Source organism: Pseudomonas sp. XP1, assembly GCF_053557675.1.
Map to the genome: position 1 here is coordinate 140677 of NZ_JBNRIJ010000012.1, position 19789 is coordinate 160465.

The 19789-nt window shown below is 57.0% G+C and carries 33 protein-coding genes and 3 tRNA genes; all 36 read right to left on the reverse strand.

Annotated elements, in window-relative coordinates; all coding sequences use genetic code 11:
- Window positions 1-162: 162 nt before the first annotated feature.
- Window positions 163-1602 (reverse strand): catalase, encoded by a 1440-nt coding sequence (locus ACK1U9_RS13590; RefSeq protein WP_046615920.1) that lies wholly within the window; start codon window positions 1600-1602, stop codon window positions 163-165.
- A 172-nt stretch (window positions 1603-1774) separates the two neighbouring features.
- Complete coding sequence (gene rplQ / locus ACK1U9_RS13595; RefSeq protein WP_003255451.1) at window positions 1775-2161, reverse strand: 50S ribosomal protein L17; 387 nt, start codon at window positions 2159-2161, stop codon at window positions 1775-1777.
- 42 nt (window positions 2162-2203) lie between these two features.
- Window positions 2204-3205, reverse strand: a complete 1002-nt coding sequence (locus ACK1U9_RS13600) for a DNA-directed RNA polymerase subunit alpha (RefSeq protein ID WP_003255452.1) — start codon at window positions 3203-3205, stop codon at window positions 2204-2206.
- Between the two features lie 22 nt (window positions 3206-3227).
- Entirely contained in the window at window positions 3228-3848 is a 621-nt protein-coding gene (gene rpsD / locus ACK1U9_RS13605; protein ID WP_003257114.1) for a 30S ribosomal protein S4, read from the reverse strand.
- Window positions 3849-3863: 15 nt separating this feature from the next.
- The gene (gene rpsK, locus ACK1U9_RS13610) at window positions 3864-4253 is read right to left on the reverse strand and encodes a 30S ribosomal protein S11 (protein ID WP_003255454.1); all 390 of its coding nucleotides are present in this window, start codon (window positions 4251-4253) and stop codon (window positions 3864-3866) included.
- 18 nt (window positions 4254-4271) lie between these two features.
- Window positions 4272-4628 (reverse strand): 30S ribosomal protein S13, encoded by a 357-nt coding sequence (rpsM, locus tag ACK1U9_RS13615; protein ID WP_003257112.1) that lies wholly within the window; start codon window positions 4626-4628, stop codon window positions 4272-4274.
- Window positions 4629-4759: 131 nt separating this feature from the next.
- Window positions 4760-4876 (reverse strand): 50S ribosomal protein L36, encoded by a 117-nt coding sequence (gene rpmJ / locus ACK1U9_RS13620; RefSeq protein ID WP_002555468.1) that lies wholly within the window; start codon window positions 4874-4876, stop codon window positions 4760-4762.
- 28 nt (window positions 4877-4904) lie between these two features.
- Window positions 4905-6236, reverse strand: a complete 1332-nt coding sequence (secY, locus tag ACK1U9_RS13625; protein ID WP_003257108.1) for a preprotein translocase subunit SecY — start codon at window positions 6234-6236, stop codon at window positions 4905-4907.
- Complete coding sequence (gene rplO / locus ACK1U9_RS13630) at window positions 6237-6671, reverse strand: 50S ribosomal protein L15 (protein ID WP_003257107.1); 435 nt, start codon at window positions 6669-6671, stop codon at window positions 6237-6239.
- A gap of 3 nt (window positions 6672-6674) precedes the next feature.
- Window positions 6675-6851 (reverse strand): 50S ribosomal protein L30, encoded by a 177-nt coding sequence (gene rpmD, locus ACK1U9_RS13635; protein ID WP_003255463.1) that lies wholly within the window; start codon window positions 6849-6851, stop codon window positions 6675-6677.
- Window positions 6852-6853: 2 nt separating this feature from the next.
- On the reverse strand, window positions 6854-7354 hold the full coding sequence (gene rpsE / locus ACK1U9_RS13640) for a 30S ribosomal protein S5 (protein WP_003255465.1): 501 nt from the start codon (window positions 7352-7354) through the stop codon (window positions 6854-6856).
- 3 nt (window positions 7355-7357) lie between these two features.
- The gene (rplR, locus tag ACK1U9_RS13645; RefSeq protein ID WP_009397496.1) at window positions 7358-7708 is read right to left on the reverse strand and encodes a 50S ribosomal protein L18; all 351 of its coding nucleotides are present in this window, start codon (window positions 7706-7708) and stop codon (window positions 7358-7360) included.
- 10 nt (window positions 7709-7718) lie between these two features.
- Window positions 7719-8252, reverse strand: coding sequence for a 50S ribosomal protein L6 (gene rplF, locus ACK1U9_RS13650; protein WP_009681972.1), 534 nt, complete (start codon window positions 8250-8252; stop codon window positions 7719-7721).
- A gap of 12 nt (window positions 8253-8264) precedes the next feature.
- Window positions 8265-8657 carry a 30S ribosomal protein S8 gene (gene rpsH, locus ACK1U9_RS13655; RefSeq protein WP_009681971.1) on the reverse strand — a complete coding sequence of 131 codons (393 nt, stop codon included), beginning with the start codon at window positions 8655-8657 and terminating at the stop codon, window positions 8265-8267.
- 209 nt (window positions 8658-8866) lie between these two features.
- Window positions 8867-9172: a 30S ribosomal protein S14 gene (rpsN, locus tag ACK1U9_RS13660; RefSeq protein WP_013970638.1), complete on the reverse strand. Its 306-nt coding sequence runs from the start codon at window positions 9170-9172 to the stop codon at window positions 8867-8869.
- 13 nt (window positions 9173-9185) lie between these two features.
- Complete coding sequence (gene rplE, locus ACK1U9_RS13665; RefSeq protein WP_003257095.1) at window positions 9186-9725, reverse strand: 50S ribosomal protein L5; 540 nt, start codon at window positions 9723-9725, stop codon at window positions 9186-9188.
- A 20-nt stretch (window positions 9726-9745) separates the two neighbouring features.
- A complete protein-coding gene (rplX, locus tag ACK1U9_RS13670; protein WP_013970637.1) occupies window positions 9746-10060 on the reverse strand; it encodes a 50S ribosomal protein L24 in 315 nt (104 codons plus the stop codon).
- 11 nt (window positions 10061-10071) lie between these two features.
- Window positions 10072-10440, reverse strand: a complete 369-nt coding sequence (rplN, locus tag ACK1U9_RS13675; protein ID WP_002555479.1) for a 50S ribosomal protein L14 — start codon at window positions 10438-10440, stop codon at window positions 10072-10074.
- Between the two features lie 23 nt (window positions 10441-10463).
- On the reverse strand, window positions 10464-10730 hold the full coding sequence (rpsQ, locus tag ACK1U9_RS13680) for a 30S ribosomal protein S17 (RefSeq protein ID WP_003255478.1): 267 nt from the start codon (window positions 10728-10730) through the stop codon (window positions 10464-10466).
- 2 nt (window positions 10731-10732) lie between these two features.
- On the reverse strand, window positions 10733-10924 hold the full coding sequence (gene rpmC / locus ACK1U9_RS13685) for a 50S ribosomal protein L29 (RefSeq protein ID WP_002555481.1): 192 nt from the start codon (window positions 10922-10924) through the stop codon (window positions 10733-10735).
- A complete protein-coding gene (gene rplP, locus ACK1U9_RS13690; protein ID WP_003255479.1) occupies window positions 10924-11337 on the reverse strand; it encodes a 50S ribosomal protein L16 in 414 nt (137 codons plus the stop codon). The genes rpmC and rplP overlap by 1 nt, the downstream gene beginning before the upstream one ends.
- A gap of 12 nt (window positions 11338-11349) precedes the next feature.
- Window positions 11350-12036 (reverse strand): 30S ribosomal protein S3, encoded by a 687-nt coding sequence (gene rpsC, locus ACK1U9_RS13695; protein ID WP_003255481.1) that lies wholly within the window; start codon window positions 12034-12036, stop codon window positions 11350-11352.
- A 13-nt stretch (window positions 12037-12049) separates the two neighbouring features.
- A complete protein-coding gene (gene rplV / locus ACK1U9_RS13700; RefSeq protein ID WP_003103908.1) occupies window positions 12050-12382 on the reverse strand; it encodes a 50S ribosomal protein L22 in 333 nt (110 codons plus the stop codon).
- Window positions 12383-12393: 11 nt separating this feature from the next.
- Complete coding sequence (gene rpsS / locus ACK1U9_RS13705; RefSeq protein WP_003255482.1) at window positions 12394-12669, reverse strand: 30S ribosomal protein S19; 276 nt, start codon at window positions 12667-12669, stop codon at window positions 12394-12396.
- Between the two features lie 16 nt (window positions 12670-12685).
- Complete coding sequence (rplB, locus tag ACK1U9_RS13710; RefSeq protein ID WP_015268750.1) at window positions 12686-13510, reverse strand: 50S ribosomal protein L2; 825 nt, start codon at window positions 13508-13510, stop codon at window positions 12686-12688.
- Between the two features lie 14 nt (window positions 13511-13524).
- On the reverse strand, window positions 13525-13824 hold the full coding sequence (gene rplW, locus ACK1U9_RS13715; RefSeq protein WP_003255484.1) for a 50S ribosomal protein L23: 300 nt from the start codon (window positions 13822-13824) through the stop codon (window positions 13525-13527).
- Window positions 13821-14423 carry a 50S ribosomal protein L4 gene (rplD, locus tag ACK1U9_RS13720; RefSeq protein WP_008089819.1) on the reverse strand — a complete coding sequence of 201 codons (603 nt, stop codon included), beginning with the start codon at window positions 14421-14423 and terminating at the stop codon, window positions 13821-13823. Before rplD ends, rplW begins: the two co-directional genes overlap by 4 nt.
- Window positions 14424-14435: 12 nt before the next feature.
- Window positions 14436-15071 carry a 50S ribosomal protein L3 gene (gene rplC, locus ACK1U9_RS13725; protein WP_003257089.1) on the reverse strand — a complete coding sequence of 212 codons (636 nt, stop codon included), beginning with the start codon at window positions 15069-15071 and terminating at the stop codon, window positions 14436-14438.
- A gap of 80 nt (window positions 15072-15151) precedes the next feature.
- Window positions 15152-15463 (reverse strand): 30S ribosomal protein S10, encoded by a 312-nt coding sequence (gene rpsJ, locus ACK1U9_RS13730; protein WP_003186070.1) that lies wholly within the window; start codon window positions 15461-15463, stop codon window positions 15152-15154.
- A gap of 141 nt (window positions 15464-15604) precedes the next feature.
- The gene (gene tuf / locus ACK1U9_RS13735) at window positions 15605-16798 is read right to left on the reverse strand and encodes an elongation factor Tu (protein WP_013970634.1); all 1194 of its coding nucleotides are present in this window, start codon (window positions 16796-16798) and stop codon (window positions 15605-15607) included.
- A gap of 78 nt (window positions 16799-16876) precedes the next feature.
- Window positions 16877-16952 (reverse strand) — tRNA-Thr (locus ACK1U9_RS13740).
- 29 nt (window positions 16953-16981) lie between these two features.
- Window positions 16982-17055, reverse strand: a tRNA-Gly gene (locus tag ACK1U9_RS13745).
- 24 nt (window positions 17056-17079) lie between these two features.
- A tRNA-Tyr gene (locus tag ACK1U9_RS13750) sits at window positions 17080-17163 on the reverse strand.
- A gap of 152 nt (window positions 17164-17315) precedes the next feature.
- Window positions 17316-17741 (reverse strand): hypothetical protein, encoded by a 426-nt coding sequence (locus ACK1U9_RS13755; protein WP_046617267.1) that lies wholly within the window; start codon window positions 17739-17741, stop codon window positions 17316-17318.
- A gap of 7 nt (window positions 17742-17748) precedes the next feature.
- Window positions 17749-18498: a pantothenate kinase gene (locus ACK1U9_RS13760; protein ID WP_046617266.1), complete on the reverse strand. Its 750-nt coding sequence runs from the start codon at window positions 18496-18498 to the stop codon at window positions 17749-17751.
- Window positions 18488-19447: a bifunctional biotin--[acetyl-CoA-carboxylase] ligase/biotin operon repressor BirA gene (gene birA / locus ACK1U9_RS13765; RefSeq protein WP_046617268.1), complete on the reverse strand. Its 960-nt coding sequence runs from the start codon at window positions 19445-19447 to the stop codon at window positions 18488-18490. The genes ACK1U9_RS13760 and birA overlap by 11 nt, the downstream gene beginning before the upstream one ends.
- Window positions 19448-19789: the final 342 nt, after the last annotated feature.

Below are 19789 nucleotides of genomic sequence, written 5' to 3' on the forward strand. Positions count from 1 at the left end.
GCCCTGCTTCTCCATGTGAAAACGTCTATGCCATATAGTGTGAACCAGCTTTTGCCTGGGGTCACTGAAAACCGCGCAATCAGAAGCAAAAAATCGGTTAAACAGTAGTGATATTCATTGAAAAACCGCCCAAATGAGGGCGGTTCTTCTTATCACTTCGACTTAGGCGAGATTGATGCCCAAGGCCTTGGCAACCCCTTCGCCATAGGCCGGATCGGCCTTGAAGAAGTATTGCAGCTGACGCTGGATCACATCTTCGCTGACGCCTGCCATGGTGCCGGCAATGTTGTTTATCAGCAGGGCTTTCTGCTCATCGTTCATCAGGCGGAACAGCGCACCGGCGTGGCTGTAGTAGTCGGTGTCTTCGCGGTGGTCGTAACGGTCTGCGGAACCATTCAGGGCCAGCGCAGGCTCGGCGTGGCGTGGCGACTGCTTCGGTGCATCGTTGTAGCTGTTGGGCTCATAGTTCGGCGCGCTGCCATAACTGCCAGCGGCCATGGAACCATCACGCTGGTAGCTGTTGACCGGGCAGCGTGGTGCATTCACCGGCAGCTGCTGGTGGTTGGTACCCACCCGGTAGCGGTGCGCGTCGGCGTAGGCGAATACCCGCCCTTGCAGCATGCGGTCCGGCGACAAGCCAACACCCGGCACCATGTTGCTCGGGCCAAACGCAGCCTGCTCGACCTCGGCAAAGTAGTTCAGCGGGTTACGGTTGAGCTCCAGCACGCCCACTTCAATCAGCGGGTAGTCCTTCTGCGACCAGGTCTTGGTAACGTCGAAGGGGTTTTCGTCGCGGCTGGCAGCCTCGGCTTCGCTCATCACCTGGATGCATACGGTCCAGCGTGGGTAATCGCCCCGCTCGATGGCTTCGAACAGGTCGCGCTGGGCGTAGTCCGGGTCGGTACCTGCCAGGCGCGCGGCATCTGCCGGTGCGAGGTTCTTGATGCCTTGCTGGGTCTTGAAGTGCCATTTGACCCAGGTGCGTTCACCCTTGGCATTGATCAGGCTGTAGGTATGGCTACCGAAGCCGTGCATGTGGCGGTAGCCGTCCGGAATGCCGCGATCGGAGAACAGAATGGTGACCTGATGCAGCGCCTCGGGAGAGTGCGACCAGAAGTCCCACATCATCTGAGCGTTCTTCAGGTTGGATTGCGGGTGACGCTTCTGGGTGTGGATAAAGTCCGGGAACTTCAGTGGGTCGCGGATGAAGAACACCGGCGTGTTGTTACCGACGATGTCCCAGTTGCCTTCCTCGGTGTAGAACTTGACGGCAAAACCACGGGGGTCGCGCTCGGTATCTGCAGAGCCACGCTCACCACCAACAGTGGAGAAGCGCAGGAAGGTTTCGGTCTGCTTGCCAACCTGTTCAAACAACTTGGCACTGGTGTAACCGGTGATATCGCGGGTGACGGTAAAGGTGCCGTAGGCGCCCGAGCCTTTTGCGTGTACGCGGCGCTCAGGAATGTTCTCGCGGTTGAAGTGGGCGAGCTTCTCGATCAGGTGGAAGTCGTCGAGCAGCAGCGGGCCGCGCGGTCCGGCGGAACGGGAATTCTGATTATCTGCTACAGGTGCACCACTGGCGGTGGTGAGAATCTTGCTCATGGGCTCTCCTTATCGGTCTTCAAGCGCCGGCTAATCGGCTCTGGAGAGAGTATTGACGAGCAAGGTTACAAGAACAAATGCATTACATGACTTGTATCAATAGAAATAAACAATAAACCTTGAAACAAAAAACCGGGCACTAGGCCCGGTTTTTTGTAGCAGACAGAACGTCTTACTCAGCAGCTTCTACAGCACCGCCGACCGGACGATCAACCAGCTCGACGTACGCCATAGGAGCGTTGTCGCCAGCGCGGAAACCGCACTTCAGGATGCGCAGGTAGCCGCCCTGACGGGTGGCGTAACGCTTGCCCAGGTCGTTGAACAGCTTGCCAACAGCGGACTTCGAACGGGTACGATCGAAGGCCAGACGGCGGTTAGCTACGCTGTCTTCCTTGGCCAGGGTGATCAGCGGCTCGGCAACGCGGCGCAGTTCCTTGGCTTTCGGCAGGGTGGTTTTGATCAGCTCGTGCTCGATCAGCGACACTGCCATGTTCTGGAACATAGCCTTGCGGTGAGAGCTGGTACGGCTCAGGTGACGTCCACTTTTACGATGACGCATGATTCATTCCTTACCAAACACTACGTTCGGTGATTACGACGATCAGGCGGTCGCCTTGTCGTCTTTCTTAAGACTTGCAGGCGGCCAGTTGTCGAGGCGCATGCCGAGAGACAGACCACGAGAGGCCAGGACGTCCTTGATTTCAGTCAGGGACTTCTTGCCCAGGTTAGGAGTCTTCAACAGCTCTACTTCGGTACGCTGAATCAGGTCGCCGATGTAGTAGATGTTCTCCGCCTTGAGGCAGTTGGCCGAACGTACAGTCAGTTCCAGGTCGTCAACCGGACGCAGCAGGATCGGATCGATCTCGTCTTCCTGCTCGACTACGACAGGCTCACTGTCACCTTTGAGGTCGACGAACGCGGCCAACTGCTGTTGCAGGATGGTCGCAGCGCGGCGGATAGCCTCTTCAGGATCCAGGGTGCCGTTGGTTTCCAGATCAATGACCAGCTTGTCCAAGTTGGTACGCTGTTCAACACGGGCGTTCTCGACCACATAGGCGATACGACGCACCGGGCTGAACGAAGCGTCCAACTGCAGACGGCCAATGCTACGGCTTTCGTCTTCGTCGGTTTGACGGGAGTCGGCCGGCTCGTAACCACGACCACGAGCTACAGTGAGCTTCATGTTCAGGGCGCCGTTCGACGCCAGGTTCGCGATTACGTGATCGGGGTTGACGATCTCGACATCGTGATCCAGCTGAATATCGGCAGCGGTAACCACCCCCGAACCCTTTTTCGACAAGGTCAGCGTAACTTCGTCACGACCGTGCAGTTTGATAGCCAGGCCTTTCAGGTTCAACAGGATTTCAATTACGTCTTCCTGAACACCTTCGATCGCGGAGTACTCGTGGAGTACGCCGTCGATCTCGGCCTCGACTACTGCACAGCCAGGCATGGAGGACAACAGGATGCGGCGCAGCGCGTTGCCCAGGGTATGGCCGAAGCCACGCTCGAGAGGCTCGAGCGTGATCTTGGCGCGGGTCGGACTGACTACCTGCACATCAATGTGGCGGGGAGTCAGGAACTCATTTACCGAAATCTGCATGGATGCACCTATTTTCTAGCCCTTACTTGGAGTAGAGCTCGACAATCAGGTTCTCGTTGATGTCGGCAGACAGGTCGCTGCGAGCAGGAACGTTCTTGAAAACGCCCGACTTTTTAGCAGCATCCACGTCAACCCACTCAACGCGGCCACGCTGGGCGCACAGTTCAAGGGCTTGAACAATGCGCAGCTGGTTCAGCGACTTCTCGCGAACCGCGACCACGTCACCCGGACGAACTTGGTAGGATGGAATGTTTACAGTCTTACCGTTGACGCTGATCGCTTTGTGCGAAACCAGCTGACGGGACTCGGAACGAGTCGAGCCGAAGCCCATACGGTAGACGACGTTATCCAGACGGCACTCGAGCAGTTGCAGCAGGTTCTCACCGGTTGCGCCTTTTTTCGAGGCTGCAGCTTGGTAGTAACCGCGGAACTGACGCTCCAGAACACCGTAGATACGACGAACTTTTTGCTTCTCGCGCAGCTGGGTACCGTAGTCGGACTGACGGCCACGGCGCTGGCCGTGGATACCTGGGGCTGCTTCGATGTTGCACTTCGATTCCAGAGCGCGAACGCCGCTCTTCAGGAACAGGTCAGTGCCTTCACGACGAGACAGTTTGCATTTTGGACCAATGTAACGTGCCATTTATCTGTCTCCTGATTACACGCGACGCTTCTTCGGCGGACGGCACCCGTTGTGCGGGATTGGCGTCACGTCGGTGATGCTGGCGATCTTGTAGCCGCAGCTGTTCAGTGCACGAACGGCGGACTCACGACCTGGACCTGGACCCTTGACGTTTACGTCGAGGTTCTTCAGACCGTATTCCAGCGCAGCTTGACCAGCACGCTCAGCAGCGATCTGGGCTGCGAACGGGGTGGATTTGCGCGAACCACGGAAACCCGAACCACCGGAGGTCGCCCAGGACAAAGCATTGCCCTGACGGTCGGTGATGGTCACGATGGTGTTGTTGAAAGAGGCATGGATGTGGGCGATGCCATCAACCACTGTCTTTTTGACTTTCTTACGAGGACGAGCAGCAGGTTTTGCCATGTCTATATTCCTGGGCGATTACTTGCGGATCGGCTTACGCGGGCCCTTACGGGTGCGTGCGTTGGTCTTGGTGCGCTGACCGCGAACCGGCAGACCTTTACGATGACGCAGGCCGCGGTAGCAACCCAGGTCCATCAAGCGCTTGATCTTCATGTTGATGTCACGACGCAGGTCACCTTCGGTGGTGAACTTCGCGACTTCGCCACGCAGGGTTTCGATTTGCTCGTCGCTCAGATCCTTGATCTTAGCGGCTGGGTTTACACCAGCGTCTGCACAGATCTTCTGTGCAGTAGTGCGACCGACACCATAGATGTAGGTCAGCGAGATAACAGCATGCTTGTTATCTGGAATGTTGACGCCTGCAATACGGGCCATTCAGTGGGACTCCAATTGACAGCTACCTACGCCCCGGAAGCCAAGAAATAGGGCGCGAGATAATATCGCTGTAGAAACGAATAATCAACCCAGCAGCACACTAGCTGCTGGGTTTGAAGCGCAGATCACACTCAGCCTTGGCGCTGTTTGTGACGCGGTTCCGCGCTGCAGATCACTCGTACGACGCCTTCGCGACGGATGATCTTGCAGTTACGGCACAGCTTTTTCACCGATGCACGAACTTTCATTACCGACTCCTCGAACCTTAGGGGCGTATCAGCGCAGCAGACCGCTGCCACCGTAGCCTTTCAGGTTGGCTTTCTTCATCAGGGATTCGTACTGGTGCGAAACGAGGTGCGATTGTACTTGGGACATGAAGTCCATCACAACCACTACCACAATCAGCAACGAGGTCCCGCCAAGGTAGAACGGCACATTTGCTGCCACCACCAGGAACTGGGGCAGAAGGCAGACGGCCATCATGTAAAGAGCACCGAACATGGTCAAACGGGTCAGAACGCCATCAATGTAGCGTGCCGACTGCTCACCAGGACGGATACCCGGAATAAAGGCACCGGACTTCTTCAGGTTTTCCGCTACGTCTTTCGGGTTGAACATCAGCGCTGTGTAGAAGAAGCAGAAGAAAATGATCCCCGCACTAAACAGCAGAATGTTCAACGGCTGACCAGGAGCGATCGACTGCGAGATGTCCTGCAGCCAGCCCATACCCTCGGACTGACCGAACCAGGCACCCAGCGAAGCCGGGAACAGCAGAATGCTGCTCGCGAAAATGGCCGGGATTACCCCCGCCATGTTCACCTTCAGCGGCAAGTGGCTGGTCTGCGCAGCGAAGACCTTGCGGCCCTGCTGACGCTTGGCGTAGTGAACGGCGATACGACGCTGACCACGCTCAATGAACACCACGAAGCCGATAATCGCTACTGCCAGCAAACCGATAGCGACCAGGGCGAAAATGTTGATATCGCCTGTGCGCGCAGACTCGAAAGACTGCCCGATTGCTCTCGGAAGACCGGCAACGATACCCGCGAAGATCAACATCGAGATACCGTTGCCCACACCGCGCTCGGTGATCTGCTCGCCCAGCCACATCATGAACATCGCGCCCGCCACGAAGGTGGAGACGGCGACGACATGGAAGCCCAGGCCTACAGAAAACGCCACGCCCTGGTTGGCCAGGCCAATGGACATGCCAATGGCTTGAACCAGTGCCAGGATAACGGTGCCGTAGCGGGTGTACTGGCTGATCTTGCGACGGCCAGCTTCACCTTCCTTCTTCAACTGTTCCAGTTGCGGGCTGACCGCCGTCATCAGCTGCATGATGATCGATGCCGAGATGTACGGCATGATCCCCAGTGCAAAGATGCTCATGCGCTCGAGCGCGCCACCGGAAAACATGTTGAACAAGCTAAGAATGGTCCCCTCATTCTGCCGAAACAGATCCGCCAGACGGTCTGGATTGATGCCAGGAACCGGGATATGCGCACCTATCCGATAGACGATGATCGCCATGAACAGAAAGCGCAGACGAGCCCAGAGTTCCGACATCCCGCCCTTACCGAGCGAAGAGAGAGCACCTTGCTTAGCCATTTATTCCTCGAACTTGCCGCCAGCTGCTTCGATAGCCGCACGCGCACCCTTGGTGGCTGCGATACCCTTGATGGTGACTGCGCGAGTGACTTCGCCAGACAGCATGATTTTCACGCGCTGTACGTTCTGGCCGATCACGTTGGCATCCTTCAGGGATTGCACGGAGATCACGTCGCCTTCCACCTTGGCCAGCTCGGACAGACGCACTTCGGCGCGGTCCATGGCTTTCAGGGAAACGAAGCCGAACTTCGGCAGACGACGGTGCAGCGGCTGTTGACCGCCTTCGAAGCCAGGAGCGATCGAACCACCCGAACGGGAAGTCTGACCTTTGTGACCACGGCCGCCAGTCTTACCCAGACCGCTACCGATACCACGACCTGGACGATGCTTCTCGCGACGGGAACCCGGCGCTGGACTCAGATCATTGAGTTTCATCGATTAACCCTCGACCTTCAGCATGTAGTAAGCCTTGTTGATCATCCCGCGGTTTTCGGGAGTATCCTGGACTTCTACAGTGTGACCGATGCGACGCAGACCCAGGCCCTTAACGCACAGCTTGTGGTTAGGCAGACGGCCCGAGACGCTCTTGATCAGCGTTACTTTTACGGTTGCCATGATCAGAAGATCTCCTCGACGCTCTTGCCGCGCTTGGCAGCAATGGATTCAGGAGATTGCATGGCTTTCAGACCCTTGAAGGTGGCGTAAACCACGTTCACTGGGTTGGTCGAACCGTAGCACTTGGCCAGAACGTTCTGAACACCAGCAACTTCCAGGACAGCACGCATTGCGCCACCGGCGATGATACCGGTACCTTCCGAGGCAGGCTGCATGTAAACCTTCGAGGCGCCGTGGGCAGCCTTGGTGGCGTACTGCAGGGTGGTGCCCTTCAGGTCAACCTGGATCATGTTGCGGCGAGCAGCTTCCATGGCTTTCTGGATCGCGGCAGGTACTTCGCGCGATTTGCCACGGCCGAAGCCAACACGACCCTTACCATCACCTACCACGGTCAGCGCGGTGAAGGTGAAGATACGGCCGCCTTTTACGGTTTTGGCAACGCGGTTAACTTGAACCAGCTTCTCGATGTAGCCTTCGTCGCGCTTTTGATCGTTATTTGCCATAACTTAGAACTCCAGCCCGCCTTCACGAGCAGCATCAGCCAGCGCTTTGACGCGGCCGTGGTACTTGAAGCCGGAACGGTCAAAGGCAACTTGAGATACACCGGCGGCTTTCGCACGCTCAGCTACCAGCTTGCCAACCTTAGTGGCCGCGTCGATGTTGCCAGTGGCGCCATCACGCAGTTCTTTGTCCAAGGTCGAGGCGCTTGCCAGAACCTTGCTGCCGTCGGCCGAAATGACCTGGGCGTAGATGTGCTGCGAGGAGCGGAACACGCACAGGCGCACGACTTCGAGTTCGTGCATCTTGAGACGTGCTTTGCGAGCGCGACGCAGTCGAGTAACTTTTTTGTCGGTCATTTGCTAGGCCCTACTTCTTCTTGGCTTCTTTACGACGGACTACTTCGTCCGCGTAACGCACACCCTTGCCTTTGTAAGGCTCTGGCGGACGGAAGTCGCGGATTTCAGCGGCCACCTGACCTACCAGCTGCTTGTCGATACCCTTGATCAGGATGTCGGTCTGGCTTGGGGTTTCAGCGGTGATACCGGCTGGCAGTTCGTAGTCCACTGGGTGCGAGAAGCCCAGGGCCAGGTTCAGGACGGTGCCCTTGGCCTGTGCCTTGTAACCAACACCGACCAGCTGGAGCTTGCGCTCGAAGCCTTGGCTTACGCCCTGGACCATGTTGTTCACCAGGGCACGGGTGGTACCGGCCATGGCGCGAGCTTGCTGGTCACCGTTGCGAGCGACGAAACGCAGCTCGCCAGACTCTTCGGTAACTTCAACAGACGAGTGAACGTTCAGTTCGAGAGTGCCTTTGGCACCCTTCACCGAAAGCTGCTGACCGGCGAATTTGACTTCGACGCCTGCTGGCAGCTTAACGGGGTTCTTAGCGACGCGAGACATGCCTATCTCCCCTTAGAACACTGTGCACAGAACTTCGCCGCCGACACCGGCAGCGCGTGCAGCGCGATCAGTCATCACACCTTTGTTGGTGGAGACGATAGACACGCCCAGACCGCCACGTACTTTCGGCAGCTCTGCGACGGACTTGTACTGGCGCAGACCTGGACGGCTGGAGCGCTTCAGTTCCTCGATGACCGGACGGCCTTCGAAGTACTTCAGTTCGATCGACAGGGAAGGTTTGGCCTCACCAGTTACCTGGTAGCCGGCGATGTAACCTTCGTCTTTCAGAACTTTGGCAACCGCGACCTTCAGGGTGGAGGAAGGCATGCTTACGACGGACTTTTCAGCCATCTGGGCATTACGGATGCGAGTTAGCATGTCCGCTAACGGGTCCTGCATACTCATGGGCTAGATGCTCCTGATACAAGAATTATTAGCCTTGCGGCTATCACAACCACCCGAGCGGACAGGGCAAAAAACCCAGGCTCAGGTGAGCCGGTCATTCTAGACACAAGGCAGAAACGAAACAAGCCCCATATAGGGGCTTGTTTGTTGGCGGCGTCACCGGCGGTCGGAAGATTGCTCCCCTTCCGCCGGGTTCCTGCCTGCAGCGATTACCAGGAGGCCTTGACCAGACCTGGTACGTCACCGCGCATTGCAGCTTGACGCAGCATGTTACGGCCCAGGCCGAACTTACGGTATACACCGTGAGGACGACCGGTCAGGCGGCAACGGTTGCGCAGACGCGAAGCGGAGGCATCACGTGGCTGCTTCTGCAGGGCGACAACGGCAGCGAAACGCTCTTCAGGAGAGGCGTTCAGGTTGACGATGGTCGCTTTCAGCTCGGCACGCTTTTTGGCGTACTTGGCTACCGTGAGCTGACGCTTCAGCTCGCGGTTTTTCATGCTCTTCTTGGCCATTTTCCTACTCCAATCAGTTGCGGAACGGGAACTTGAAAGCACGCAGCAGAGCGCGGCCTTCGTCGTCCGAACGAGCAGTGGTGGTCAGGGTGATGTCCAAACCGCGCAGAGCATCGATCTTGTCGTAGTCGATTTCCGGGAAGATGATCTGCTCTTTCACGCCCATGCTGTAGTTGCCACGACCATCGAAGGACTTGGCATTCAGGCCGCGGAAGTCGCGAACCCGAGGCAGGGAGATCGCCAGCAGGCGGTCCAGGAATTCGTACATCTTGTCGCGACGCAGGGTCACCTTGACACCGATCGGCCAGCCTTCACGGACTTTGAAGCCCGCGATGGATTTACGAGCGAAAGTCACGACCGGCTTTTGACCGGTGATCTTTTCCAGGTCGGCAACAGCGTGCTCGATGACTTTCTTGTCGCCGATCGCTTCGCCCAGACCCATGTTCAGGGTGATCTTGGTAACGCGCGGAACTTCCATCACGTTCGACAGCTTAAGTTCTTCCTTAAGCTTGGGAGCGATTTCGTTCCGGTAAATCTCTTTCAGTCGTGCCATGGTCTTCTACCTAGCAGTGTTCAAGCATCAACCGCTTTTTGGGTCGACTTGAAGACACGAATTTTTTTACCGTCTTCTACTTTGAAACCAACGCGGTCAGCCTTGTTGGTTTCACCGTTGAAGATGGCAACGTTGGAAGCGTGCAGAGGCGCTTCTTTTTCGACGATACCGCCCTGTACGCCCGCCATCGGGTTAGGCTTGGTATGACGCTTGACCAGGTTCACGCCACCAACAACCAGACGGTTGTCAGCCAGAACCTTCAGCACCTTACCGCGCTTACCTTTGTCTTTGCCGGCGATCACGATGATCTCGTCGTCACGACGAATCTTTTGCATGTCGGATCTCCTTACAGCACTTCAGGGGCGAGCGAGACGATCTTCATGAACTTCTCGGTACGAAGTTCACGGGTCACTGGCCCGAAGATGCGAGTGCCGATCGGCTCTTGCTTGTTGTTCAGCAGAACAGCAGCGTTGCCGTCGAAACGAATGATGGAACCGTCAGCGCGACGAACACCGTGACGGGTGCGCACGACAACAGCAGTCATCACTTGGCCTTTCTTGACCTTACCGCGCGGAATCGCTTCCTTGACGGTTACCTTGATGATGTCACCGATGCCGGCGTAACGGCGGTGCGAACCGCCGAGCACCTTGATGCACATGACGCGACGAGCGCCGCTGTTATCGGCCACATCGAGCATGGATTGAGTCTGAATCATAAAATTTCTCCGACCCTTCGCCCTTAGACTTCAACAGCGCGTTCGAGGACTTCAACCAGTGCCCAGGACTTGGTCTTGGCCAGCGGACGGGTTTCACGGATGGAAACCTTGTCGCCGATCTTGCACTGGTTGGCTTCGTCGTGCGCGTGCAGCTTAGTCGAACGCTTAACGTATTTACCGTAGATCGGGTGCTTGACGCGACGCTCGATCAGAACGGTGATGGTCTTGTCCATTTTGTCGCTGACGACACGGCCAGTCAGCGTACGGACGGTTTTTTCAGCTTCAGCCATGATCACTTACCTGCCTGCTGGTTGAGCACAGTTTTCACGCGAGCGATGTCACGCTTAACTTGCGAGAGCAGGTGCGACTGCCCCAACTGGCCAGTTGCTTTCTGCATACGCAGATTGAACTGGTCGCGCAGCAAGCCGAGCAGTTGCTCATTCAGTTGCTGTGCCGATTTTTCACGAAGTTCATTCGCTTTCATCACATCACCGTCCGCTTAACAAAGGAGGTGGCGAGAGGCAGCTTTGCAGCAGCCAGGGCGAAAGCTTCGCGCGCCAGCTCTTCAGAAACACCCTCGATTTCATACAGGACTTTGCCTGGCTGAATCTGGGCAACCCAGTATTCCACGGAACCCTTACCTTTACCCATACGAACCTCGAGAGGCTTCTTGGAGATCGGCTTGTCCGGGAACACACGGATCCAGATCTTGCCGCCACGTTTTACGTGACGGGTCAGCGCACGACGTGCGGACTCGATCTGGCGAGCGGTGAGGCGACCGCGAGCAACAGCTTTCAGGGCGAATTCGCCGAAGCTGACTTTGCTACCGCGCAGTGCCAGACCACGGTTGTGGCCGGTCATCTGCTTGCGGAATTTTGTACGCTTTGGTTGCAACATTTGGCGTACCCCTTACTTAGCAGCTTTTTTACGAGGCGCTGGTGCTTGTGGTTTCAGTTCTTCTTGGCGACCACCAATAACTTCGCCTTTGAAGATCCAAACCTTCACACCGATCACACCGTAAGTGGTGTGAGCTTCGTAGGTGTTGTAGTCGATATCGGCACGCAGGGTGTGCAGAGGCACACGACCTTCGCGATACCACTCGGTACGAGCAATCTCAGCACCGCCGAGACGACCGCTCACCTGGATCTTGATGCCCTTGGCACCAATACGCATGGCGTTCTGTACGGCGCGCTTCATGGCGCGACGGAACATTACGCGGCGTTCCAGCTGCTGAGCTACGCTCTGCGCAACCAGCATAGCGTCGAGTTCCGGCTTGCGGATCTCTTCGATGTTGATGTGCACAGGCACACCCATCTGCTTGGTCAGGTCCTGACGCAGCTTCTCGACATCTTCACCTTTCTTACCGATAACGATACCGGGACGAGCGGTGTGGATGGTGATGCGTGCAGTTTGAGCCGGACGATGAATATCGATACGGCTTACGGACGCGCTTTTTAGTTTGTCTTGGAGGTACTCACGCGTTTTCAGATCCTTCAACAGGTAATCTGCGTAAGTAGCACCGTCTGCGTACCAGACGGAGGTGTGCTCCTTGACGATTCCCAGGCGAATGCCAGTGGGATGTACTTTCTGACCCATCTGATCGACTCCGTTACTTGTCCGCAACCTTGACAGTGATATGGCAAGACCGCTTGACGATGCGATCAGCACGGCCTTTGGCACGTGGCATGATGCGCTTCAGCGAACGCCCTTCGTTGACGAAGACGGTGGAGACCTTCAGGTCATCAACGTCTGCGCCTTCGTTGTGTTCGGCGTTGGCAACGGCCGACTCGAGGACTTTCTTCATGATTTCAGCGGCTTTTTTGCTGCTGAAGGCCAACAGGTTGAGCGCTTCGCCCACCTTCTTCCCGCGGATCTGGTCGGCGACCAAGCGGGCTTTCTGGGCGGAGATGCGAGCGCCCGACAACTTAGCGGCTACTTCCATTTCCTTACCCCTTAACGCTTGGCTTTCTTGTCAGCCACGTGCCCGCGGTAGGTGCGGGTACCGGCGAACTCGCCCAGTTTGTGGCCGACCATGTCTTCGTTCACCAGAACTGGAACATGTTGACGACCGTTGTGTACCGCGATGGTCAGACCGACCATTTGTGGCAGGATCATCGAACGGCGCGACCAGGTTTTAACTGGCTTGCGATCGTTCTTCTCCACCGCCACTTCGACCTTCTTCAACAGGTGAAGATCGATAAAAGGACCTTTTTTCAGAGAACGTGGCACTGTCGTATCCCTCTAGTTACTTGCGACGACGGACGATCATGTTGTCGGTACGCTTATTACCACGGGTCTTCGCACCCTTGGTTGGGAAGCCCCATGGCGATACCGGATGACGACCACCGGAGGTACGACCTTCACCACCACCATGTGGGTGGTCAACCGGGTTCATGGCAACACCACGAACGGTTGGGCGAACGCCGCGCCAGCGTTTGGCACCAGCTTTACCCAGCGAACGCAGGCTGTGCTCGGAGTTCGAGACTTCGCCCAGGGTCGCACGGCACTCAGCCAGGACTTTACGCATTTCACCAGAGCGCAGACGCAGGGTCACGTAGACACCTTCGCGAGCGATCAGCTGAGCCGAGGCACCAGCGGAACGAGCGATCTGAGCACCTTTACCCGGCTTCAGTTCGATGCCGTGAATGGTGCTACCTACTGGAATGTTGCGCAGCTGCAGGGAGTTACCGGCCTTGATTGGGGCCAGGGCACCTGCGATCAGCTGGTCGCCAGCGCTCACGCCTTTAGGGGCGATGATGTAGCGACGCTCACCGTCTGCGTAGCACAGCAGGGCGATGTGAGCAGTACGGTTCGGGTCGTATTCGATACGCTCGACAGTGGCTGGGATGCCATCTTTGTCGTTGCGACGGAAGTCGACCAGACGGTAATGCTGCTTGTGACCACCACCAACGTGACGAGTGGTAATGCGGCCATTGTTGTTACGACCACCAGACTTCGATTTTTTCTCGATCAGCGGTGCGTGAGGAGCGCCTTTGTGCAGCTCCTGGTTGACCACCTTGACCACGAAACGGCGGCCAGGGGAAGTCGGTTTGCATTTAACGATTGCCATGATGCACCCCTTCCTTACTCAGCACTGCTGCTGAAATCGAGATCTTGGCCTGGCTGAAGGGAGACGATCGCCTTCTTCCAGTCATTACGCTTGCCCAGACCACGTGCGGTACGCTTGGTTTTACCCAGAACGTTAACAGTCGACACGTTTTCAACTTTTACGTTGAACAGGCCTTCGACAGCTTTCTTGATTTCCAGCTTGGTTGCATCGGTAGCAACCTTGAATACGAACTGGCCTTTTTTCTCAGCCAGAACGGTAGCCTTCTCGGAAACGTGCGGGCCAAGGAGGACTTTGAATACGCGTTCCTGGTTCATCCCAGCAGCTCCTCGAATTTCTTCACGGCCGAGACAGTGATCAACACTTTCTCGTATGCGATCAGACTGACCGGGTCGGAACCTTGTACGTCACGTACATCGACGTGCGGCAGGTTGCGAGCAGCCAGGTACAGGTTCTGATCAACAGCGTCGGAAACGATCAGTACGTCGTTCAGACCCATGCCGTTCAGCTTGTTCAGCAGATCTTTGGTTTTCGGCGCTTCAACAGCGAAGTCCTGAACCACGACCAGACGGTCGCTACGCACCAGCTCAGCGAGGATGGAGCGCAGGGCCGCGCGGTACATCTTCTTGTTGAGCTTCTGCGAGTGATCTTGAGGGCGAGCTGCGAAGGTTACACCACCGCCACGCCAGATCGGACCACGAGTGGTACCAGCACGAGCACGGCCAGTACCCTTCTGACGCCATGGGCGCTTACCGCCACCAGCCACGTCGGAACGGGTCTTCTGCTGCTTGGTGCCCTGACGGCCGCCGGCCATGTAGGCCACGACTGCTTGGTGTACCAGCGTCTCGTTGAATTCGCCACCGAAAGTCAGTTCGGAAACTTCGATCGCCTGAGCGTCATTTACATTGAGTTGCATGTCAGTTTCCCCTTAACCGCGAGCCTTGACAGCTGGACGTACAACCACGTCGCCGCCAGTAGCGCCTGGAACGGCACCCTTGACCAGCAGCAGGTTGCGCTCAGCGTCTACGCGAACTACTTCCAGGGACTGAACAGTCACGCGCTCGGCGCCCATGTGACCGGACATTTTCTTGCCCTTGAACACACGACCAGGAGTCTGGCACTGGCCGATGGAACCTGGGACACGGTGCGACACGGAGTTACCGTGGGTGTTGTCCTGGCCACGGAAGTTCCAGCGCTTGATGGTACCGGCGAAGCCTTTACCTTTGGACTGACCAGTAACGTCTACCAGCTGGCCTGCAGTGAAGAGTTCAGCTTTGATCAGATCGCCAGCCTGGAAATCGCCTTCTTCAAGACGGAACTCCCAGACACCGCGACCAGCGGCAACGTTGGCCTTGGCGAAGTGACCTGCCTGAGCGGCAGTCACACGCGAAGCACGACGCTCGCCGACAGTGACTTGCACTGCACGGTAGCCATCGGTTTCTTCAGTTTTGAACTGGGTGACGCGATTCGGCTCGATCTCGATGACCGTGACCGGAATGGAGACACCTTCTTCGGTGAAAATGCGGGTCATACCGCATTTGCGACCGATTACACCAATAGTCATGTTGTAAACCTCATGAGTGTACGGGGCTTTCACCCGCTATGGCCGCCCATTTCAGAGCGTTACACGACCAGACCGAAGTCTTAGCCGAGGCTGATCTGTACTTCCACACCTGCCGCCAGATCAAGCTTCATCAGCGCATCAACGGTTTTATCCGTTGGCTGGACGATGTCCAGAACACGCTTATGAGTGCGGATCTCGTACTGGTCACGCGCGTCTTTGTTGACGTGCGGGGAAACCAGAACGGTGAAACGCTCTTTGCGGGTAGGCAGTGGAATTGGACCACGCACTTGTGCACCAGTACGTTTCGCGGTTTCCACGATTTCCTGGGTGGATTGGTCGATCAGGCGATGGTCGAAAGCCTTCAACCTGATACGGATTTGCTGATTTTGCATTGGATTTCAGACTCCAGGCTGTTCCCAACGGACGCACTACGCCCGCTAAAAGGAGGCGTGATTCTATAGACGCCCCCATTTAGTGTCAACCCAATAAAAAAAACCCCCGCTGAGCGGGGGTTTTTTCAATCGGTCGAGTGATTACTCGATGATTTTTGCTACGACGCCGGCGCCGACGGTACGACCGCCTTCACGGATAGCGAAGCGCAGACCGTCTTCCATTGCGATGGTCTTGATCAGGGTAACAGTCATCTGAATGTTGTCACCTGGCATTACCATTTCAACGCCTTCCGGCAGTTCGCAGTTACCGGTCACGTCAGTGGTACGGAAGTAGAACTGAGGACGGTAGCCTTTGAAGAACGGAGTGTGACGACCGCCTTCTTCCTTCGACAGAACGTAGACTTCTGCGGTGAACTTGGTGTGCGGCTTGACCGAACCTGGCTTGACCAGAACCTGGCCACGCTCAACGTCGTCACGCTTGGTACCACGCAGCAGAACGCCGCAGTTCTCGCCAGCACGGCCTTCGTCCAGCAGCTTGCGGAACATTTCAACACCGGTGCAGGTGGTGGTCGAAGTGTCACGCAGACCAACGATTTCCAGCGGATCCTGAACGCGGACGATACCACGCTCGATACGACCGGTAACAACGGTACCACGACCCGAGATCGAGAATACGTCTTCGATCGGCATCAGGAACGGCTGGTCAACGGCACGAACTGGCTCAGGGATGTAGGCATCCAGAGTTTCTACCAGCTTCTTGACAGCGGTAGTACCCATTTCGTTGTCGTCTTTGCCTTCCAGGGCCATACGAGCCGAACCGATGATGATCGGGGTATCGTCGCCTGGGAAGTCGTAGGTGGACAGCAGGTCGCGAACTTCCATCTCGACCAGTTCCAGCAGCTCGGCGTCATCTACCAGGTCAGCCTTGTTCAGGAAGACCACGATGTAAGGAACGCCTACCTGACGGGACAGCAGGATGTGCTCACGGGTTTGTGGCATCGGACCATCGGCGGCCGAGCAAACCAGGATCGCGCCGTCCATCTGGGCAGCACCGGTGATCATGTTCTTCACGTAGTCAGCGTGACCTGGGCAGTCAACGTGAGCGTAGTGACGAATGTTCGAGTTGTACTCGACGTGAGCGGTGTTGATGGTGATACCGCGCGCTTTTTCTTCCGGAGCCGAGTCGATCTTGTCGAACTCAACGACTGCCGAACCGAAAACTTCGGAGCAGACGCGAGTCAGAGCTGCGGTCAGAGTGGTCTTACCGTGGTCAACGTGGCCGATAGTGCCGACGTTAACGTGGGGAAGGGAACGATCAAACTTTTCCTTAGCCATCGATACAATCCTCCGCAGAAGAAATAGTCTTGCGCTGATAAAACAAAGGCAGATATTTTCATATCTGCCTTGTTTATATGGAGCTCTTGAGCGGACTTGAACCGCTGACCTCACCCTTACCAAGGGTGTGCTCTACCAACTGAGCTACAAGAGCGAAACACTTTGTGCAAAATCCAGCAAACTTGGAGCGGGTAGCGGGAATCGAACCCGCATCATCAGCTTGGAAGGCTGAGGTTCTACCACTAAACTATACCCGCGGAGCTTACGGCTCTCGCTAAAACTGGTGGAGGGAGAAGGATTCGAACCTTCGAAGCTCTCGCAACGGATTTACAGTCCGTCCCCTTTGACCGCTCGGGAATCCCTCCAGATGTGGCCGGCATTCTATTTGTCTGCCGTCCTAGTGTCAAGCGTTTTTTCAAATTTTTTCAATCAAATCTGAAACTTAGCTGCTTTGACACCGCTTCCAGTTCTACCACCTGAGTGGTGTTCCCTGTGAAGCGGGCGCCATTCTATCAAGCTATTCGCCAGTTGCAATACCCTGGCAGAAAATAATTTTGTGTTTTAAGTCTTTGAAATCGTTGGAAAGAGTCGCGAGGACGGTTTGGTCCAGCAAACGCTCGCTATCTGGGGCAACCTTGAGCCAACGACCATCCGCCCCTGGCAACTGACCCGCCACCGGCACGGTGACAATATCCAGGCTCAAAAGGCGCTGACGCAGCGCATCGAGCTGGCCCTGCCCCATCACACCACCTACCACCAGGCACTCATCCCGGCGCTTGGGTGGAGCCGAAACCCCTGTTTCGCGCAACAGGCGGATTTCTTGCTGATTCCCCTTGTACAGCGACAGGGGCGCGACTTCCTTGACCTTCAGCGGGGCTTCCTGCTGGTGCCACACGTAATAGAAGACGTTGAGCACCAGTAACAGCAGAAACAACCAACGCATAGGCACCTCAATCCAATGGGCAGGCCATGGCCAGGCCTACAAAAACCAGGTCAGGCACGACACGTGCCTGAGGCACCGCCTCCCTTACCAGCGGCGCATCACCCCCAGTGAGGAACACTGTGAAGTCCTCCCCCCACAACGCTCGCGCCTGTTCGAGCTGGGTATGCGCAAAACCCTGGAGCATCAACACGCAACCGCGCTCGACCGCCTCGACCGTCGAGCGACCTGGCGCCAGGCTGGCCAATGCACGCTCGGCCGAGGCATCGTCATAACGGATACGCCGGGTGTGAGTACGCAACTGGCTACGCATCAATGGCATACCCGGGCAGATGTAGCCACCCAGGTGCTCGCCGTCCGCCGCAACGAAATCCGCTTTGGCAGCGGTCCCCAGGTCAATGACCAGGCAAGCGCCCTTGGCCAGGTGAAATGCTCCCAACGCCGCCAACCAACGGTCCATGCCCAAACGCTGGTAGTCGTCATAGCCATTGCGCACACCCGCCATTTCCTGAGCCGGGTGCGCCACGCGCGCTTGCACGGCAAATGCCTGGGCAATCAGCGCGCAAAGCGCATCGGTTTCCTCCTCACTGCGCACACTGACAATGCGGCAGCCGGTCAGACGTACCGAAGCTCGCGCGGCCACTTCGGCCACCAGCGCCTGATCGGAGTCAACGATACCGCCGCTTTCAATCGCTGCATCAGCAACGTGGATTACCCGCCACTTGATGAAGCTGTTACCGCAATCGAGCTCAAGAATCATCACGCAACCTCAAACTGAGCTCACCACCACTGAAGCTCTTTTCCACCCCGTCCACCTCAAGGCGCAAGCCGCCCTGCCCGTCGACGCCAAGAACCACGCCATCAATACGCGTGCTACCTGCAACCAGAGAAACCTTGCGCCCCTGCCACAGGTGCGCCTGCTCCCATTCTTCCTGGAATGCGGCAAACCCGTAGCGACGATGCCGCGCCAATTCGTGCTGCAATTGCTGATTGAGCAATGCTACCAGCCGGTTACGGTCGACTGCCGCCCCTACTTCGCGACGCATCGAGGTCCACACCTGGTCGACCTGATCGTTGACCTGCATGTTCACATTGATGCCGATACCCAGCACCACATGACAGACATCTGCCGGGTCCCCCACCAACTCCAGGAGGATACCGGTGATCTTCTGCCCGCGAACGAGAACATCATTGGGCCATTTGAGCCCCACATCCTTTACCCCAAACGCCTGCAGGGTACGCATTACCGCCAACCCCACCACGAGACTCAAGCCCTCGAGCTGGCGCATGCCGCCATCCACACGGAGCACCAGGCTGTAATAGAGGTTTTCGGCAAAAGGGCTGACCCACTGCCGACCGCGCCGACCACGGCCGGCGCTCTGGCGCTCGGCCAGGACCAGGAATGGCGCGGCTTGCCCCTCTCCAGCGAGTCGCAGGCCTTCAGCATTGGTCGAGTCGATGGTTTCGTGAATGAAAACGGGCCACTGTTCGCCGTCGGCAAACCCGGCGATCGCTTGCGCATCGAGCAAAGCCAGCGGCGCCGCCAGCTGATAGCCACGCCCACGGACCTTGTGAATGGTGAGGTTCAGTTCGCTCTCCAGGTGCTGCAGCTGCTTCCAAACGGCGCTGCGACTTACCCCGAGGGCCGCCCCCAGAGCTTCTCCGGAATGGAACCGACCATCCCTGAGGAGGTTCAACAACTTCAGCATGCCAGTCTCGACTTGGAATAAGGCAGGCATGATAGCTATGGGCTGTTGGCTTGCATAGGAAAAGGGCTGCCGGCGGGGTGAAGGCCGCTCCCGCAGCATACCCTGAACCTGCGCCATATCTGTGGGAGCGGCTTTAGCCGCGAAGCGGGCAACGCGGTGGATGGCACCGGCTTTGCCGTTGTTCGCGGGTGAACCCGCTCACACAGAGGGGGGGTGTGCAGGCCTGGAATTGGTAGGACAGAAAGACAAAACCCCTAACTGCATGCGCAGATAGGGGTTTTGCGAAATGAATCTTGACGATGACCTACTCTCACATGGGGAAACCCCACACTACCATCGGCG